We start from the raw sequence: 20,151 nt of genomic DNA, 5'->3' as shown, positions 1-20,151 counted from the left end.
GAACCGTCCCCGAATTCCGGGGCAGCAGACAAAGACCCACCACCCTTGGCCTCCGGGCGTGATCCGGGGAAGAAGAAAGACGATCAACGCGATGGATAACGAGCCTATTGCCGTCGTCGGCATATCCTGCCGCCTGCCGAAAGCGCCCGACCCCGAGAGCTTTTGGCGATTACTGCGCGACGGCGTCGACGCGATCACCGAGGCCCCGGCCGACCGGTGGAACGTCGGCATCGATATCACCCGGTTCGGCGGATTCCTCGACGACCTCGGGCAGTTCGACGCCGGCTTCTTCGGGATGTCACCCCGCGAGGCCGACGCGGCCGACCCGCAGCAGCGGCTCATGCTCGAACTGAGCTGGGAAGCGCTCGAACACGCCCGGATCCGGCCCGGAACACTGCGCGGCCGGCGCGCCGGGGTATTCGTCGGTGCGATGTGGGAGGACTACAGCTCCCTGACCGGCGCGGCGGGTGCCATCACGCGGCAGTCCTTCGCCGGATCGCTGCGCAGCGTCATCGCGAACCGGGTCTCGTATTTCCTCGGATTGCGCGGTCCCAGCCTGGTGATCGACACGGGGCAGTCATCCTCGCTCGTCGCCGTGCACGCCGCCTGCCAGAGCCTGCGCCAAGGCGAATCGGACCTGGCCATCGTCGGCGGCGTGAATCTTGCCATCGGCCCGCACAGTGTGCTCGCCTCGCACCGATTCGGCGCGCTGTCACCGGACGGCCGGTGCTTCACCTTCGACGCCCGGGCCAACGGCTACGTGCGCGGCGAGGGCGGGGTGTGCCTGGTGCTGAAACCGTTGTTCAGCGCGCTCGCGGACGGTGACCGGATCCTGTGCCAGCTGCTGGGGAGCGCGATCGGCAATGACGGCGCCACTGCCGGGCTGGCCGTACCGGGGCAGGACGGTCAGGAAGATGTGCTGCGCGCAGCGTACCGGCGGTCCGGCATCGACTCGAGCGATATCCAGTACGTCGAACTGCACGGCACCGGTACCCGGGTCGGCGACCGCGTCGAAGCGGCCGCGCTCGGTGCGGCGCTCGGCGCGGGCCGGTTACCGGGGGATGCCCTGCGCGTCGGGTCGGTGAAGACCAATATCGGGCACCTCGAGGGCGCCGCCGGCATTGCCGGCCTGCTCAAAACGGTGCTGAGCATTTCGCATCGGGAACTCCCGCCGAGCCTGAACTACACCACACCGAACCCCTTGATTCCCTTGGCGGAGTGGGGGATTCGCGTCAACGATGAACTCACGCCGTGGCCCGCGCCGGACCGTTCGCTGATCGCGGGAGTCTCCTCCTTCGGCGTGGGCGGCACCAACTGCCACCTCGTCGTCGCCCAGGCGCCCGCCGCCGATCCGGCTCCGGACACCGACCGGCCCACCGCCGGCGCGACCACGGTGCCGTTGCTGGTCTCCGCCCGGACCCCGCGCGGGCTGCGGGTACAGACCGCGCGATTGCGGTCGTGGCTGCTCGACCGGCCCGAACCCGCACTGCGCGACGTCGCCTATTCGCTGGCGACCACCAGGACGCATTTCGAATATCGCGCCGCCATTCTGGCCGCCACCGGTGAACAGGCCCTGGCCGGTCTCGACATGTTCGGGCAGCAACTGCCGTCACCGATCGTATTGCAGGGCAAGGCGATCGAAGGCAAACGAGTATTCGTATTCCCCGGCCAAGGATCACAGTGGACCGGAATGGCGCGCGCGCTCATGGCCGGTTCGCCGGTGTTCGCGGCACAGCTGCGCGACTGCGCCGAGGCACTGGCGCCCTATGTGCGCTGGGACCTGCTCGAAGTGCTCACCACCGACGAACACGATCAACTCGACCACACCGACGTGGTGCAGCCGGTGCTGTGGGCGGTGATGATCTCGCTGGCCGCCCTGTGGCGCGCGCACGGCATCGAGCCCGATGCCGTGGTCGGCTGCTCGCAGGGTGAGATCGCGGCGGCCTATGTCGCGGGCGCGTTGTCGCTGCGGGACTCGGCCCGGGTCGTCGCGCTGCGCGCCCAGGCCGTCGCGACCCTGGCCGGGACCGGCGCCATGGCCTCGGTCCTGCTGCCCGAGGCTGAGGTACGCGCCCGGCTGGACGCCCGAACCGGCACCGGCCTGTACCTCGCCGCCATGAACGGGATCGCGTCGACGGTCGTCGCGGGCACGCACGACCAGGTGACCGCCTTCGTGACCGAATGCGCGGCCGAGGGGATCCAGGCCCGGGAGATTCCCGTCGACTACGCCTCACACACCCCTCTCGTCGCACCGATCGAAGCGCGAGTCCTGCACGAGCTGGCCGACATTCGGCCACGCACGGGGGATGTGCCGTTCTACTCCACCGTCACCGGGGAGTTGCACGACACCGCCGGTCTGGACGCGCGGTACTGGTATCGGAACCTGGCGAACCCCGTGCGGTTCGTCCAAGCCACCCGGGCCCTGGCGGACGCCGGACACACCCTCTTCATCGAGCCCAGCGCGCACCCGGTACTCACCGCCGCGATCACCGAGACGGTGGACGGAGTCGCCGCGATCGGATCACTGCGCCGAGACCGCGGCGACGCGGACCAGTTCATGACTGCCGTGACCCAGGCCCAGCTGCACGGCCACCAGCCCGACTGGAGCGTCATGCTGCCGGACGCGCACGCCGTCGACCTGCCCACCTACGCTTTCCAGCGCAAACACCACTGGGTGGTGGACCCGGCGACCGCGCCCGGCGCGAACCTCCCCGCCTCTTCGACCGCACCCGCTCTCGCGGAACCCAACGGCAATACCGCCGAATTCGCCGACGGCACAACCGAATCCGAGGACGCCACGGTCGGACAACACCTCGCCGCACTGGCCGAGGCGGACCGGCCCGCATTCGTGCGCCGACTGCTGGCGGCCGGTATCGCGGCGGTGCTGGGGCACGCCTCGGCCGAGGAAATCCCGTTCGAGGAGACCTTCAAGAACCTCGGGCTGGACTCGGTCGGCGCGGTGGAGCTGCGCGACCGGCTCGGTACCGCCACCGGACTCGCATTGCCCGCCGGATTGATCTTCGACCATCCCACGCCCCGGGCACTGTCGGAATACCTGCACGCCGAACTGCTCGGCATCAGCCCGCGGGCCGAGTCACCGGCTCCGGCCGCCGGAACCGCCCGGGAGCCGATCGCCATCGTCGCCATGTCCTGCCGCTACCCCGGTGGCGTGCGGTCGAGCACCGAACTCTGGGATCTGCTCGCCGACGGCCGCGACGTCATCACCGGTATGCCGGACAACCGCGGCTGGGACGAGAGCGAGCTGTACGACCCGGAGCCCGGAATCGCCGGGAAATCCTATGTGAACCGAGGCGGATTCCTGCACGACGCGGACCTGTTCGACGCCGCGTTCTTCGGTATCAGCCCGCGCGAGGCCACCGCGATGGATCCCCAGCAGCGACTGCTGCTGGAAACCAGCTGGGAAGCGTTCGAACAGGGTGCGATCGACCCGACCGCACTGCGCGGGTCACAGGTCGGCGTGTTCGTCGGCGCCATGTCACAGGACTACGGCCCGCGCATGCATGAACCGGCGGCGGGCGCCGAAGGCTATCTGCTCACCGGCAATACGGCCAGCGTCGCCTCGGGCCGCATCGCCTACAGCTTCGGCTTCGAAGGCCCCGCGATCACGGTCGACACCGCCTGCTCGTCATCGCTGGTGGCACTGCACCTCGCGGTGCGGGCACTCCGCGCGGGCGACTGCACGCTGGCGCTGGCCTGCGGCGCGACGATCATGTCGGAACCCGGGATATTCACCGAATTCTCGCAGCAGCGCGGACTCGCGCCGGACGGGCAATGCAAGGCATTCGCCGCCGACGCGGACGGCACCGTGTGGTCCGAGGGCATCGGGGTGCTGGTACTGGAACGGCTCTCCGCCGCCCGCGCCAACGGGCACCGGGTGCTCGCGGTTGTGCGCGGCAGCGCGGTGAACCAGGACGGCGCCAGCAATGGCCTGACCGCACCCAACGGGCCGTCTCAGGAGCGGGTGATCCGGCAGGCGCTGGCCGATGCCGGTCTCGGGGCCGATGAGGTGGACGCGGTGGAGGCACACGGCACCGGCACATCGCTCGGCGATCCGATCGAGGCGGCGGCCCTGCTGGCCACCTACGGCCGCGACCGGGCCGAGGATCGACCGCTGCGGGTGGGGTCGATGAAATCGAATATCGGGCACGCGCAGGCGGCCGCGGGCATCGGTGGCGTCATGAAGATGATCGAGGCAATCCGGCACGGCAGCCTGCCGCGGACGCTGCACGTCCAGGAGCCGACACCGCACGTGGACTGGAGTTCCGGCGGGCTGTCGCTGTTGACCGAGACCGCGGACTGGCCGGTCGTCGAGGGCAGGCCGCGGCGGGCCGCGATCTCGTCGTTCGGGATCTCCGGCACCAATGCCCACGTCATCATCGAGGAGGGGCCCGCGGCCACCGCACCTGCCACCGCACCTGCCACCGCACCGGCCACGCTGCCCTGGATCCTGTCGGCCCGCACCGAAGAGGCGCTCTACGATCAGGCGGCCCGGCTGCGCGCGCACCTGCTCGCGCAGCCCGAGCTCGTCTCCCGGGATATCGGTTGTTCGCTGGCCGTCACGCGGGCGCAATTCGCCCATCGCGCCGCCGTGATCGTCACCGACCGCACCCAGGCGCTGGCCGACCTCGCCTCGCTCAGCGTCGGCGAACCGTCACCCGCGGTGCTGCGGCCGGGATCGCACACCGGTGGCGGTCTCGCGTTCGTGTTCTCCGGGCAGGGGTCGCAACGCGCGGGAATGGGACGCGAGCTGTACGCCGCCCATCCGGTCTTCGCGGCCGCGCTGGACGAGATCTGCGCACTGTTCGACCGGTACCTGGACACGCCGCTGCGTACGGTGATCTTCGCCGAGCCCGGCGGTGCGCAGGCGGAACTGCTCGATCGGACCCTGTATACGCAGGCCGGGCTGTTCGCCGTCGAATGCGCGTTGTTCCGGCTGCTCGGCCATTTCGGGGTGGTGCCCGATGCCGTGATCGGTCACTCGATCGGTGAGATCACCGCGGCGCATGTGGCGGGCGCACTCACGCTGACCGACGCCGTCGCCATGGTCGCCGAGCGCGGTGCGGCCATGCAGGCGGCGCGCTCGGGCGGGGTGATGATCGCCCTCGCCGCGAGCGAAGCCGAAGTGCTCGACGCCCTGGCCGGGTACACCGGCCGGCTCGCCGTCGCCGCCGTCAACAGCCCGCAATCCGTGGTCATCTCCGGCGATGCCGACGCCGCCGAGGAGGTGATGGCCCGATTCCGCGCCGACGGCCGAAAAGCGCGGCGGCTCAACGTAAGTCACGCATTCCACTCCCCGCATATGGATGACGCCGCCGATCGATTCCGCACCGCCGTCGCCCAGCTGACGATCCGTGAACCGAACATTCCGATGATCTCCAACCTCACCGGCCGGTGGACCGGACCGGGCGAGATCACCGAGGCCGAGTACTGGGTGCGGCATGTGCGATCGGCGGTCAGATTCGCCGACGGCGTCGGCACGCTCGCCGCGCGCGGCATCACCTCCTATCTGGAGGTCGGCCCCGACGCCGTCCTGCTCGCGATGGTCGACGCGACCCTGACCAGCGCCGTGGTCACCGGCGACGACATCGGCACCGCACCCGCGGCACCGATGCTCGCCCCGATCCTGCGCACCGGACGCCCCGAGACCACCACCCTCGTCACCGCCATCACCCAGGCGCACCTGCGCGGACACGGAATCGACTGGAGTGCGATGTTCCCCGACGGCCGGCCGGTCGAACTACCCACCTACGCCTTCCAGCGCGAACGGTACTGGCTGGACGCACCACGCCGGCTCGCCGCCCCGGAGGCCCTGGGCCTGGCCGCGTCCGACCACGCGCTGCTCGGCGCCGCGATGCAACTCCCCGAGGACGAGAACTGGGTATTCACCGGCAGATTGACCCTGACCGACCAGCCCTGGATCGCCGAACACGCCGTCCTGGACACCGTCGTCCTGCCGGGCACCGCCTACCTGGATCTGGCGCTGCACGCCGGTGAACTCCTCGACCTGCCCGTACTCGCGGAATTGACGCTGCACGCGCCGCTCACCCTGCACCCGGACAGCGAGGCGCAGGTGCGGGTCCGAGTCGGCGAACCCGACGACACCGGGCAACGGGCGCTCACCGTATACGCCCGCCACCGCGCCGACGAGGTCGGCGACGAATGGACCCGGCACGCCAGCGGCATCGTGTCACCGGCCCCGGACAACCACCCCGAAATCCGGCACGAGTGGGCGCGCCACTGGCCACCCGCCGAGGCCGTACCGGTGGAATTGGCCGGTCTCTACGAGAGCTTGGCCGAGCGCGGCTACGAATACGGTCCCCTGTTCCAGGGCCTGCGGTCGGTATGGCGGGACGGTGCGGTGACATTCGCCGAGGTCACGCTGCCGGACGAGGTCGAGATGGCCGGTTTCGGAGTGCATCCGGCGCTGGTGGACGCGACCTTGCATCCGCTGGTTTCGGGACTGCTCGGCGCGGACGATACCGCCGTCCGGCTGCCGTTCGCGTGGTCGGGGGTGCGCCGGTACGCCACCAAGGTCGGCACGCTCCGAGTGCGGATCAGCCCCGCCGAGACCGGCGGCCACCAACTGGATATGACCGATCAGGACGGCATGCCGGTGCTCTCGGTCGACGACCTCACCATGCTCGCGGCCGATCCCGAACAGTTCGCCGTGGACCGCCGGGACCACGATGCCGGATATCGCATCGGCTGGCAGCGTGCGGAGAACCAGAACGGTCATGCCGGCTCGATACCGGTGTTCCTGGATGGTTCGGAACTCTCGGACTCGGACCGGCAACTATCGAGCGGAGCCCGCGTGATCGCGTTGGGCGCGTTCGGCACGCCGGCGGACATGGTCGCGGGCACGCACGAATTGCTGGGCCGCGTACTGGATTTCACCCAGCGCTTCCTGGCCGGACCGGACGCGGAGGATCGCACGCTGGTCGTGCTGACCCGGGGCGCGGTGGACACCGGCGACGGGGTGACCGATCCGGCCGGTGCCGGAGTGTGGGGGTTGGTGCGCTCGGTGCAGACCGAGCATCCGGGCCGCGTGGTGCTGATGGACCTGGATCCGAACGCGGCAGCCGCCGATGCGACGGACCAGGGAGCGATATCGCGAGTCGTGGGCTGTGGCGAACCGCAGGTCGCCGTGCGCTCGGGGGATCTGCTGGTGCCGCGGTTGCTCCCGGCGAAAGATGTGGTGCCCGTTCCCACCGCGCTGGATCCGGACGGTTCGGTGTTGATCACCGGTGGTACCGGCACGCTGGGTGGTCTGATCGCGCGGTTCGTGGTGCGGGAGTGGGGGATTCGCGACCTGGTGCTGGTGTCCCGGCAGGGTCCGGGTGCGGCGGGCGCGGGGGAGTTGTGCGAGGAGCTGACCGGACTGGGCGCACGGGTACAGGTGGTGGCCTGCGATGTCGGCGATGAGGCCGTGGTGCGGGAGTTGGTCGCGGGTGTGCCTCGGTTGACGGCGGTGGTTCATACCGCGGGTGTGCTCGAGGATTCGGTGGTTTCGGCGATGTCGGTGGAGCAGTTGGATCGGGTGTTGGTGCCGAAGGTGGATGCGGGGTGGTGGTTGCATCGGGCGACGGAGGGTTTGGATTTGTCGGCGTTTGTTCTGTTTTCGTCGGCGAGTGGTGTGCTGGGTAATTCTGGTCAGGCGAATTATGCTGCGGCGAATTCGTTTTTGGATGGTTTGGCTGGTTTTCGGCGGGCGCGTGGTTTGGTGGCGTCGAGTTTGTCGTGGGGTTTCTGGGAGGAGTCCAGTGCCATGACTGGCGCGTTGACCGAACGCGATATCGACCGACTTCGACAGCTCGGCCTGAAACCGCTCGCCACGGACGACGCGCTCGCATTGTTCGATATCGCGGTCAATTCCGGAGAGTCGCATTTTCTGACGACCAGGCTCGACTCGGCCGTATACCGCCGACGGCAGGAGAACGGCGATCTGCCACCGCTGTTCCAGCGGCTGATACCGAAGAGCACCCGGCGAACCACGGTGCGGAACACCATGCCGGCGCTGGCGGATCAGCTGGCCGGACTCGCCGCCGCCGAGCAGCGCACACTGATCATCTCCACCGTTCTCTCGCAGATTTCCGCCGTCCTGGCCATTCCGAACCAGAATCGCATCGATACCGGACAGGGCCTGCTGGAAATGGGATTCGATTCGCTGACGGCAGTGGAATTGCGAAATCGCCTGGGTGCGGCCACCGGACTGCGACTGGCGAGCACTTTCGCTTTGAACTATCCGACGGTCGACGCGATGTCCGAATACCTGTACCGCGAACTCGGCGGCGGTACGACCACGAACGAACCCGACAACGATCCCCGGCGGGATATGGAGATCATCGATCGCCGATCCGAATCGGCGGCCGGGGAAAAACTCGAACAGATCAAATCCGCCGACATCGACGCGCTGATCGCGATCGCGCTCACCAATAACGAATTCTGAGACGAGAGGTACCACCGATCATGACTGAGCCCTCGAGCAAGCTGGTTGAGGCGCTGCGGGCCTCGCTTCTGGAGAACGAGCGGCTGCGCGATCGCACTCAGCGCTTGGTCGACGACAGCCGCGAACCCATCGCCATCATCGGTATGGCGTGCCGCTATCCGGGCGGCGTGGCATCACCCGACGACCTGTGGCGGCTGGTGTCCGATGGTGTGGACGCGGTGCACGAGTTCCCGGCGGATCGCGGCTGGGAGCTGGCCTCGCTGTTCGGCACAGACGGCGGGCAGTCCTATACCCGCGTCGGCGGATTCCTTTCCGAGGCTTCGTCATTCGACGCGTCGTTCTTCGGTGTGAGCCCGCGCGAAGCGATGTCGATGGACCCGCAGCAGCGGCTGCTGCTGGAATGCTCGTGGGAGGCGCTGGAGCACGCGGGCATCGTTCCCGCCGCGCTGCGCGGCTCGTCCACGGGCGTGTTCACCGGCGTCATGTACTCCGATTACGGTGGCCGCGTCCTGACCTCGCCGACGCCCTCCCCGGCCGAGTTGGAGGGTCTGCTGGTCACCGGGTCCGCGGGCAGTGTGGCCTCGGGCCGGGTGTCCTACACCCTCGGGTTCGAGGGCCCGGCGGTCACCGTCGATACCGCGTGCTCGTCGTCGCTGGTCGCCATGCACCTGGCCGCGCAGGCCCTGCGGAACAAGGAATGCTCGCTCGCACTGGCCGGCGGTGTCACCGTGATGGCGACGCCGTCGACCTTCGTCGAGTTCTCCCGGCAGCGCGGATTGGCGCCCGACGGGCGTTGTAAGGCCTTCGCCGCCGCCGCCGACGGCACCGGCTGGGCGGAGGGCGCCGGTGTGCTGGCGCTCGAGCGACTCTCCGACGCGCGCGCCAACGGCCGCGAGATCCTGGCGGTGATTCGTGGCTCGGCGATCAATCAGGACGGTAAGAGCAGTCAGTTGACCGCGCCGAACGGGCCGTCGCAGGAGCGGGTGATCCGGCAGGCCCTGGCCAATGCCGGCCTGCGGTCGGATGAGGTGGATGTGGTGGAGGCACACGGCACCGGAACTCCGCTCGGCGACCCGATCGAGGCGCAGGCGCTGCTGGCGACCTACGGTCGCGACCGCGATCCCGGCACACCGCTGTGGCTGGGATCGCTGAAGACCAATATCGGCCACTCGCAGGCGGCCGCCGGTGTCGGCGGCGTCATCAAAATGGTGCAGGCCATGCGGTACGCGGTAATGCCCAAAACCCTGCATGTCGACCGGCCGACGCCGGAGGTGGACTGGACCGCGGGAGCCGTGGCGCTGCTGACCGAAGAACGGGAATGGCCCGCCGCCGACGGCCGGCCGCGTCGCGCCGCGGTCTCCTCGTTCGGTATCTCGGGCACCAATGCACATGTCATCATCGAACAATCCGCTCCGGCTGCCGAGGTGACCGGTACCGCTCCGGCCCCGGCGAGCGCCGCTCCCGCCGCGCTGTGGGTGCTGTCGTCGCGGACCGAGCGCGGCCTGTGTGCCCAGGCCGGGAAACTGCGGGACTTCCTGTCCGAGCATCCGGAATTGGATGCGAACCGGGTGGGGTCCGCCCTGGCGAGGACGCGATCGCATTTCGAATATCGGGCGGCGGTGGTCGCCGACGGACGAGACGAGGCGATATCGGCCCTGGGTTCCCTGGCGATCGGCGGCGCGTCACCGATTATGTTCCGGGGCAGCGATGTACCTGGTGGTCGTGTATTCGTATTTCCAGGTCAGGGTTCGCAATGGATCGGTATGGGCCGCGAATTGCTGGAGGTCTCCGATGTATTCGCGGATCGAATTCGCGAATGCGCGGCGGCACTGTCGCCATTCGTGGAATGGGATCTCACCGAGGTTTTACGCACCGGCGATGAAGAGTTGCTGGAGCGGGTCGATGTGGTGCAGCCGGCATTGTGGGCGGTGATGATCGGATTGGCCGCAGTGTGGCGGTCGTACGGGGTTGAACCGGACGCGGTCATCGGGCATTCACAGGGCGAGATCGCCGCCGCCTATGTGGCGGGGGCGATCTCGCTCGAGGATTCGGCGCGGGTGGTGGCACTGCGATCGCAGGCCATCACGGCGCTGGCCGGCTCGGGGACGATGGCGTCGGTCTCGTTGTCCGAGACAGTGGTCCGGGCACGCCTCGAGACGTGGCCGGAGCGGGACCTGTACGTGGCGGCGGTGAACGGACCCGCGTCGACGGTGATCGCGGGCGATCGTGACCAGGTGGTGCGGTTCGTCGCCGGATGCGAGGCCGACGGGGTGCAGGCGCGGGTGATCGCGGTCGACTACGCCTCGCACACCCCGCATGTCGTGCGGTTGCGGGAGCGGATTCTGGCCGATCTGGCGCCGGTTCGCCCGCGGTCGGGCCGGGTGCCGTTCTATTCGACCTTGACCGGTACGCGGATAGACACCGCGGAATTGGACGCACAATACTGGTTCGATAATTTGGCCAACCATGTCCGCTTCGCCGATGCGGTGGGGGAGTTGGTGAAATCCGGGCATTCGCTCTTCGTGGAGACCGCGCCGCATCCGGTATTGGGTGGCGCGATCACCGATATTCTGGATGAATTGTCCGCCGCGGGTGCGGTCGTGGGTTCCATTCGCCGTGATCGTGGCGGATTGGATCAATTCCTGGTCGGAGTGGCGCAGGCGCATTTGTCCGGCCACAGTCCCGATTGGCAGCGGATATTCCCGGATACCCCCGCCGTGGAACTGCCGACCTACGCGTTCGAACACCAGCAGTATTGGCTGCACACCCCCCGTGCCGCCGCCGGTGACCCGGCGGCGCTCGGCGTGGAAGCGGCGCGGCACGCGCTGCTGGGTGCGACCACCGAAATATCGAGCACCCGAGGCTGGATGTTCACCGGCCGGTTGGCGCTCGAAGACCACCCGTGGATAGCCGACCACGCCGTATACGACACGGTGCTGCTACCCGGAACCGCCTACCTCGATCTCGCCCTGCACGCGGCGGGGCGCACCGATACCGGCCGAGTCGAAGAACTGATGCTGGAGGCGCCGCTGGTGCTCACCGCCGACCGCCCGGTACAGCTGCAGATCGGCATCACCGAGGCCGATACCGGCACCGGACACCGGACTCTGACCCTGCACTCGCGCACCGAGCACGCCGACTGGATACGGCACGCCACCGCCACCCTCACCGCCGAAGACTCCGGTGTGGCCGCGAACGACTGGGCGGCACAGTGGCCACCGGCCGGTGCCGCCCCCCTCGACCTCACCGGCGTGTACGACCGGCTGGCCGAACGCGGTTACGAGTACGGGCCCGCCCTGCGCGGCCTGCGCACGGTATGGCGTGCGGGCCGGACCACCTACGCCGAGGTCACGCTGCCCGAGGACACCGACATCGCCGGTTACGGGTTGCATCCGGCCCTGCTCGACGCGGCTCTGCATCCGCTACTGCTCCCCGAGGAGGGTGATACGCCCGCGGCCGGAGTCCAACTGCCATTCACCTGGACCGGTGCGCAACTGCATGCCACCGGCGCTACGACGCTGCGCGTCCGCATCGACCGGACCGGTTCCGACACAATCGAATTGACGGTCGCCGACCCCGCCGGTGCCACGGTGCTCGCGGCCGAATCACTCACCGTGCGGGCCGTCGACGCCGGCAAGCTCTCCGCCGGTGCCCGCGCGGCCACCGCCGGGTACGAGCTGAACTGGGAGTTGCTGCCCGCCGCGGCGACCCCGCCGGAATCGCTGACCATACGCACCCTGCCCGCCCTCGATCCGGAGATCCTGCGGGAATCCGCGGATACCGCACCGCAGGTGCTGGTGGTGCCCGCGGCCGGACCGGACGGGGAGATTCCGGCGGCGACACATGCGCTCACCGCGCGTGCCCTGCGTTTCGTGCAGGTGTTCCTGGCCGAACCCGCATTCGAATCCACCCGTCTGGTGATCACCACCCGCGGCGCGGTCGCGGCCGGGGTCGGTGAGGCGGTCGGCGACCTGCCCGCCGCCGCGCTCTGGGGTCTGGTCCGCACCGCGCAGACCGAGAATCCGGACCGGATCGTCCTGCTCGATCTCGGTGCCGGCGGTGCGGCCGATCCGGAGCTGGTGGCCGAGGCGGTGGCCAGCGGCGAACCCCAACTCGCCGCACGACCGGACGGCTTGCACCGGCTACGGCTGATCGCGGTCGGCGCCCCGGCGCTCACCGAACCGGACACCGGACCGTGGCGGCTCGACATCACCCGCTCCGGCACGATCGACAATCTCACGCTGGCCACCCATCCGGAGGCCGCCGCACCGCTCCGGCCCGGACAGGTGCGCATCGCGGTGCGCGCCTCCGGCATCAACTTCCGTGATGTCCTGATCACCCTCGGCGTGTATCCGGGGCACGGCACCATCGGCAGCGAAGCGGCCGGTGTGGTCCTCGAGACCGCACCGGATGTCACCTCGCTGAAAGCGGGTGACCGGGTGATGGGTCTGGCCGCCTCCGCGGCCGCACCGATCACGGTGGTCGATCACCGCTGGCTGGTGCCGATGCCCACCGGGTGGACCTACGCCCAGGCCGCGGCCGTTCCGGTGGTCTTCCTCACCGCCTACTACGGGTTGCGTGATCTCGCCACCGTCCGCACCGGGGAGAAGATCCTCATTCACGCCGCCGCTGGCGGTGTGGGTCAGGCGGCCATCCAACTCGCCCGGCACTGGGGACTCGACGTCTACGCGACGGCGAGCCCGGGTAAATGGGGAGTTCTCCGCGCCGCCGGTCTGAGCGATGAGCGGATAGCGAATTCCCGCACCCTCGAATTCGCGGACCGCTTCGCCGCGGCCGTGCCCGACGGCATCGATATCGTACTCAATTCGCTCGCAGGCGAATTCGTCGACGCATCCCTGCGTTTGCTGCCTTCGAACGCGGGCCGTTTCATCGAAATGGGCAAGACCGATATCCGCGACGCCGACGAGATCGCACAACTCTTCCCGGGTGTCCACTATCGTGCCTTCGACTTGATCGAGGCCGGACCGGATCGCCATCGGGAGATGCTGACCGACCTGCGCGAACTGTTCGAACGCGGCGTTCTCACCCCACTTCCCTTGTACGCCACCGATATTCACCACGCTCCCGAAGCCTTCCGGCACCTGCAGCAGGGCCGGAACATCGGCAAACACGTGCTGACCGTTCCCACCGCGCTGGATCCGGACGGTTCGGTGTTGATCACCGGTGGTACCGGCACGCTGGGTGGTCTGATCGCGCGGTTCGTGGTGCGGGAGTGGGGGATTCGCGACCTGGTGCTGGTGTCCCGGCAGGGTCCGGGTGCGGCGGGCGCGGGGGAGTTGTGCGAGGAGCTGACCGGACTGGGCGCACGGGTACAGGTGGTGGCCTGCGATGTCGGCGATGAGGCCGTGGTGCGGGAGTTGGTCGCGGGTGTGCCTCGGTTGACGGCGGTGGTTCATACCGCGGGTGTGCTCGAGGATTCGGTGGTTTCGGCGATGTCGGTGGAGCAGTTGGATCGGGTGTTGGTGCCGAAGGTGGATGCGGGGTGGTGGTTGCATCGGGCGACGGAGGGTTTGGATTTGTCGGCGTTTGTTCTGTTTTCGTCGGCGAGTGGTGTGCTGGGTAATTCTGGTCAGGCGAATTATGCTGCGGCGAATTCGTTTTTGGATGGTTTGGCTGGTTTTCGGCGGGCGCGTGGTTTGGTGGCGTCGAGTTTGTCGTGGGGTTTCTGGGAGGAGTCCAGTGCCATGACTGGCGCGTTGACCGAACGCGATATCGACCGGATCCGGCGATCGGGCCTGACACCCATTACCAATGAAGTCGGTCTCGCCCTGTTCGACGCCGCGCTGGCCGGTGGCCGCGCGCACACCGTCTCGACCCGGCTGGAACGCTCCGCCCTGCGCGAACTGGCCGATCAGGGCACACTTCCGCGGATATTCTCCGGACTGCTGACGAGTCCGGCGCGCACCGCGGCCACATCCGGGAATCGGGTGGCCGCCACGGTCACCGACCGATTGGCGAGCCTGCCGGTCGCGGAGCGCCGAGACGCCCTGGTCGACATGCTCACCGAGCAGGTGGCGGCGATCCTCGGCCATGACTCGGCCCAGGCCATCGCGCCGCATCAGGCGTTCAAGGATCTCGGGTTCGACTCGCTCACCGCGGTCGAACTGCGCAACCGGCTCAAAGCCGTTACGGGCCTTCGCCTTCCGGCCACCCTGATCTTCGACTATCCGACCCCGGACACGCTCGCCGACCATCTGCACTCCGAGCTGTACGCCGTTGCCGAGGCCCCGGCCCAGCCCGTCGTGCCCGGTACCCGCGTCGACGCGACCACCGAACCCATCGCCATCGTCGCGATGGCCTGCCGCTACCCCGGTGGGGTCGACTCGCCCGAAGAACTGTGGCGGCTGCTGGTCGACGAGCAGGACGCGATCGGAACGTTCCCGTCGAACCGCGGCTGGGATATCGCCGGGATCTACCACCCGGACCCCGAACACGCGGGCACCACGTACGCGACAACCGGCGGATTCGTCACCGAGGCAGCGGATTTCGATCCCGCGTTCTTCGGCATCAATCCGCGCGAGGCCCTGGCCATGGATCCGCAGCAGCGAATGCTGCTGGAGACCAGCTGGGAGGTGCTCGAGCGGGCGGCGATTCCACCGAACACGTTGCGCGGCACGCCGATCGGCGTGTTCACCGGTGTGATCACCCAGCAGTACGGTCCGTCCACGACGACCGCGGCGTCGAACGGCGCGCACGACGTCGAGGGCTATCTGCTGACCGGCAAGACCGGCAGTGTCGCCTCCGGCCGGATCGCCTACACCCTGGGTTTCGAAGGCCCGGCGGTCAGTATCGATACCGCCTGCTCCTCGTCGCTGGTCGCCATTCACCTGGCCGCGCAGTCGCTGCGCAATGGGGAATGCAGTATGGCGCTGGCCGGTGGCGTCACCGTGAATACCAGCCCGGATGTGTTCATCGACTTCGCCAGGCAGCGCGTGCTCGCGTTCGACGGCCGCTGCAAGGCGTTCGCCGCGGGGGCCGACGGTACCGGGTTCGCGGAGGGCGCGGGCATGTTGTTGCTCGAACGCCAGTCCGACGCGATCGCCAATGGACACCCGATTCTGGCCGTCATCCGCGGTTCGGCAACCAACCAGGACGGTGCCAGCAATGGTTTGAGCGCACCCAACGGACCCTCGCAGGAGCGGGTGATTCGGCAGGCGCTGGCCAATGCGGGAGTATCCGCGGACGGTGTGGATGCGGTCGAGGCGCACGGCACCGGTACCGCGCTCGGTGATCCCATCGAGGCACAGGCCCTGCTGGCCACCTACGGCCGCGACCGGGATCCCCGGACCCCGCTGTGGCTGGGGTCGCTGAAGTCGAATATCGGTCACTCGCAGGCTGCGGCCGGTGTGGGCGGAGTCATAAAGATGGTGCAGGCCATGCGGCACGGCGTGCTGCCCAGAACACTGCACATCGACGAGCCGACCCCGCATGTGGATTGGAGCGAGGGCACCGTCGCGCTGCTCACCCGGGCCCGGGACTGGTCCGTCGAGGGTGACCGTCCCCGCCGCGCGGGGGTGTCATCCTTCGGGATCTCGGGCACCAACGCGCACGTCATCCTCGAACAGGCCCCGGTGTACTCGGGCGCGGAGCCGGAACCGGAACCGCAACCCGTGGCGCTGCCCCTGGTCGTGTCGGCGAAGTCGGCGCGCGGGGTGGCAGCACAGGCCGCGCGGCTGCGCGCGTTCCTGGCCGAAGACCCGGCGCGGAGTCTGCGGGATGTGGCCTATTCGCTGGTCCAGGGCCGAACCCAATTCGAGTACCGCGCCGCGGTCGTCGCCGCCGACCGGGATGAGGCGATCACCGCGCTGGACGCGCTGACCACGCAGACGCCGACCGCCGGAGTGCTGCCGGTCACGGGACCGCTGCCCGCCCGCTCGGGCGGACTGGTGTTCGTTTTCCCGGGTCAGGGCTGGCAGTGGGCCGCGATGGCCCGCGACCTGCTCGCCACCGAACCGGTCTTCGCCGAGCAGCTGCGCGCCTGCGCCGCCGCACTGACACCCTTCGTGGACTGGGATCTGCACGAGGTGCTCACCACCGACGCGGGTGCCGCATCGCTGACTCGGATGGAGGTGCTGCAACCCACGCTGTGGGCGGTCATGATCGGCCTCGCCGCACTGTGGCGTGCGCGCGGCATCCATCCGGACGCGGTGGTCGGTCAGTCCCAGGGTGAGATCGCCGCGGCCTACGTCTCGGGTGTGCTGTCGCTGGAGGATTCCGCGCGCATCGTCACCCTGCGCGCCCAGGCCGCCCTCCCACTGCTCGAGACCGGCACCCTGGCCTCGGTCGCGGCACCGGCCGAGGAGATCACCGACCGGCTCACGGGACGGCCCGGCATGTACGTGGCGGGCATGATCGGCCCGGCCGCGACCGTGATCGCCGGACCGATCGATGCCGTCACCGAGTTCGTCTCCGTGTGCGAGGCCGACGGTTATCGGGCGCGGGTACTCCCGGCCACATTCGCCTCGCACTCACCGCATGTGGAGTCGATTCGCGGCCGCGTGCTGGACGATCTGGCCGCCACCGCGCCCGGTGCCGGGGCGATCCCGTTCTATTCGACCGTGACCGGCGGGCTCATCGGCGGTGCCACCCTGGACGCCGCCTACTGGTATCGCAACCTGGCCGAACCGGTACGGCTGCGGGACACCGTGCGGGCGCTGTCCGAGGCCGGCCACACGCTGTTCATCGAGGTCAGTGCCAATCCGGTGCTGACGGCGCCGCTCACCGACACCCTCGCCGAGACCGGCCGCAATGCGGTGGCCATCGGCACGCTGCAACGCGATGACGGTGGTTCGGCGCGATTCACGGCCGCGGTGGCCGAGGCGCATCTGCACGGCCACAGCCCCGACTGGGACGCGGTGATCCCGGCGGGCCGGGTGATCGACCTGCCGACATACGCCTTCGCCCGGGAACGCTTCTGGCTCGATGCCCCCACCACCCACGGCGACCCGGTCTCGCTCGGCCTGACCGACGCCAATCATCCGATTCTCGGTGCGGCGGTGGAACTTCCGGGCGAGCAGGGCCGGGTGCTCACCGCCATGCTGACCGCCACCGCCAAGCCGTGGATCGCCGGGCATCGCATTCTGGGCACCGTGCTGCTGCCCGGCAGCGCGTACCTGGATCTGGCCCTGCATGCCGCGGCGGACACCGATACCCCGCAGATCGAGGAGTTGACGGTGCAGGCGCCGCTGGTGCTGGAGCCCGGCGTCCGATGCCACCTGCAGGTGCGGGTCCGCGAACTCGACGGGCAGACCGGTCGGCGCGCGGTGACGGTGTACTCCCGGCCGGTCGGTGACGATATCCGGGAGAACCTGGAGTGGACGTTGCACGCGAGTGCCACTCTGGTCGCCGCGACGGCCGACAGCGGCCGCCGCGGTGCGGGTCTGCCGGGTACGGTGCCCCCGGCGTCCGCGGTGCCGGTCGATCTCGCCGAACTGCGGGAGCGGGCGCTGGGTCTGGGTGTCGAGTACCAGCCCGCCTTCGACAATCTGCGTGCGGCCTGGCGTGACGGTGACGATATCTACGCCGAGATTGCGGTGCCCGACGCCGCCGGTCACCGTATCCACCCCGCATTGCTGGACGCCGCGCTGTTGGTCGCCCTGTTCGACGCCGAGCCAGGTCAGGAGCGGGCCGAGATACGAATGCCGTTCTCCTGGAACGGTGTTCGGCAACGGGCTGCCGCGCGGGGGCTGATACGGGCACGGATAGGCGCGATCGGCGACGGGGAAGTCTCACTGCGACTGGATGATTCGCACGGTGTGCCGGTCGCGGAGGTCGACGCGCTGGCATTGCGGGCGGTCTCACCACAGCAACTGGCGAGTGCGCGCGCCGCGGGTCAGCGCTCGATCTATCAGCTGGACTGGGTGTCCGCGGCCCGGTCCGAGCAGACGCCGACGATCGGGGTCTGGGCCGTCGACTCGGCTTCGGGACTCTCCGAGGCCTTGGTCGCCGCGGGCTCGGAGGTGCTGTCGTTCCACGATCGACCGGTATTCGACGCCGACTTCCTGGCCCCGGATGTGGTGCTGCTCGCCGCGGCCGCCGCCCCGGACACGGATGTTCGGACCGCCGCCGGCGAGCTGGCGCGCGGTGTCCTGGAATGGATCGCCGAGCTGCTCGACGAACCCCTGCTGGACGACTCCCGGCTGTTGGTCGTCACCCGGGGCGCGGTGCCGGTCCACGAAGGTGAGATCGTCTCCGATGTCGCGGCCGCCACGGTATGGGGCGCGGTCCGCGGTCTTCAGGTCCGGTATCCCGGTCGCGTCGTGCTGATCGACCTCGATACCGCGGACCCGTCCGCCGATCTGCTGCAGGCGGTGGCGGGTGGTGATGAACCACAGCTCGCACTGCGCGGTGGCGAGTGGTTCGTGCCGCGACTCACTCGTGCGCCCGTCGGCGACGGGCCGGGCGTGGCCTTCGACCCCGACGGCACCGTACTGCTCACCGGCGGTGACGCTCCCCGGGGTGCGGCCACCGCGCGGCATCTGGTCACCCGCTACGGTGTGCGGCGGCTGCTGCTCTGCGGTGGCGATGACGAACTGCGGCGCGAACTCATCGCGGCGGGCGCGCAGGTCGAGATCGTCGAGGTGGACCTGTGCGAGAGTGCCGGCGTGCGAGCGATGGTCGATGCCGTCGACTCGCGGCACCCGCTGACCGCGATCTTCCACACCTTCAGGGCCGAGACGCCCGAGGCGACGGTGGCCGCGGCCTGGCAGCTGCACGGGGCCACCGCGGAGCTCGACCTGGCCGCGTTCGTGCTGTACTCCACCACCGCGGGAGTGCTCGGCGATCCGAACCAGAGCGGCGTGGCCGCCGCGGACGCCTTCCTGGACGCGCTCGCCGCACGGCGGCGCGCGGCGGGGCGGCACGCGGTCAGCCTGGCCTGGGGGCAGTGGGCCGCCGAGGGTACGGATCTCGCGGCGCTGCGCGCCGGCGGTCCGGGCCTGGGGCTCATGCCGTCCGCGGAGGCGCTCGGTCTACTGGACGCGGCGCTGCTGGTCGATCGGGCGGCGGTCGTCCCGGCACGCGTGAATCTCGGTGTGTACCAGCGTGATCGGGAATTCGGGACGATACCGGCGGTACTGCGCGACCTGGTCGGTCACGGTATCGCGGACTCCGGTGACGTGGCGAATCTGACCCGGGAGTTGGCCGGGTTGGACGCGGCGGAGCAGTCGGCGGTCATTCTGGGCACGGTCCGTACCCAGATCGCCGAGGTGCTCGGCCATGCCGATTCGGACGATATCGATGCCGAGCGTCCACTCAAGGATCTGGGTTTCGACTCGCTCACCGCCGTCCAGCTCCGCAACCGGCTCAGTGCCGTGACGGGGTTGCGGCTGCCCGCGACGCTGATCTTCGACTACCCCACCATCGACGCCATCGTCGGCTACGTGCGAACCCGGATCACCCCGGACACCCCGGCGGGTGACGGCCCGGCTCTGGAGGGTTTGGCGCGCATCGAGGCCGACCTGCTCGCCCGCCCGGCCGGCGACCCGCTGCGAGCATCCTTCGCGACCCGGCTCGAAGCCCTGCTGCGCAGGTTGGGTGATGAACCCGACGGCGCGGGCGAGGTCTTCGAACCGGCCACCGACGACGAGTTGTTCGGTGCGCTGGACCGGGAGCTCGGCTCGTTCACCTCCTCCTCCGTCCCGCCCGCGTCCGGCCGATAGGAC

2 protein-coding genes and 1 pseudogene are annotated in these 20,151 nt (G+C 69.3%); all 3 read left to right on the top strand.

Features of this window, described 5'->3' with window-relative positions:
• The first annotated feature begins 91 nt into the window (after nt 1-91).
• Nucleotides 92-8,467: a type I polyketide synthase gene (locus GFY24_RS34010; RefSeq protein WP_153809214.1), complete on the top strand. Its 8,376-nt coding sequence runs from the start codon at nt 92-94 to the stop codon at nt 8,465-8,467.
• A pseudogene (locus GFY24_RS43900) lies at nt 8,464-11,136 on the top strand (type I polyketide synthase); the annotation flags it as partial. The gene GFY24_RS34010 and the pseudogene GFY24_RS43900, both read left to right, overlap by 4 nt.
• Complete coding sequence (locus GFY24_RS42520) at nt 11,119-20,148, top strand: SDR family NAD(P)-dependent oxidoreductase (protein ID WP_375336137.1); 9,030 nt, start codon at nt 11,119-11,121, stop codon at nt 20,146-20,148. The pseudogene GFY24_RS43900 and the gene GFY24_RS42520, both read left to right, overlap by 18 nt.
• The last annotated feature ends 3 nt before the right edge of the window (nt 20,149-20,151 follow it).

The sequence above is a fragment of the Nocardia sp. SYP-A9097 genome, assembly GCF_009649815.1.
In the GTDB taxonomy this organism is placed as follows: domain Bacteria; phylum Actinomycetota; class Actinomycetes; order Mycobacteriales; family Mycobacteriaceae; genus Nocardia.
Note: the sequence above shows the minus strand (reverse complement) of the source record. Positions and strands in the feature narration are given on the sequence as shown.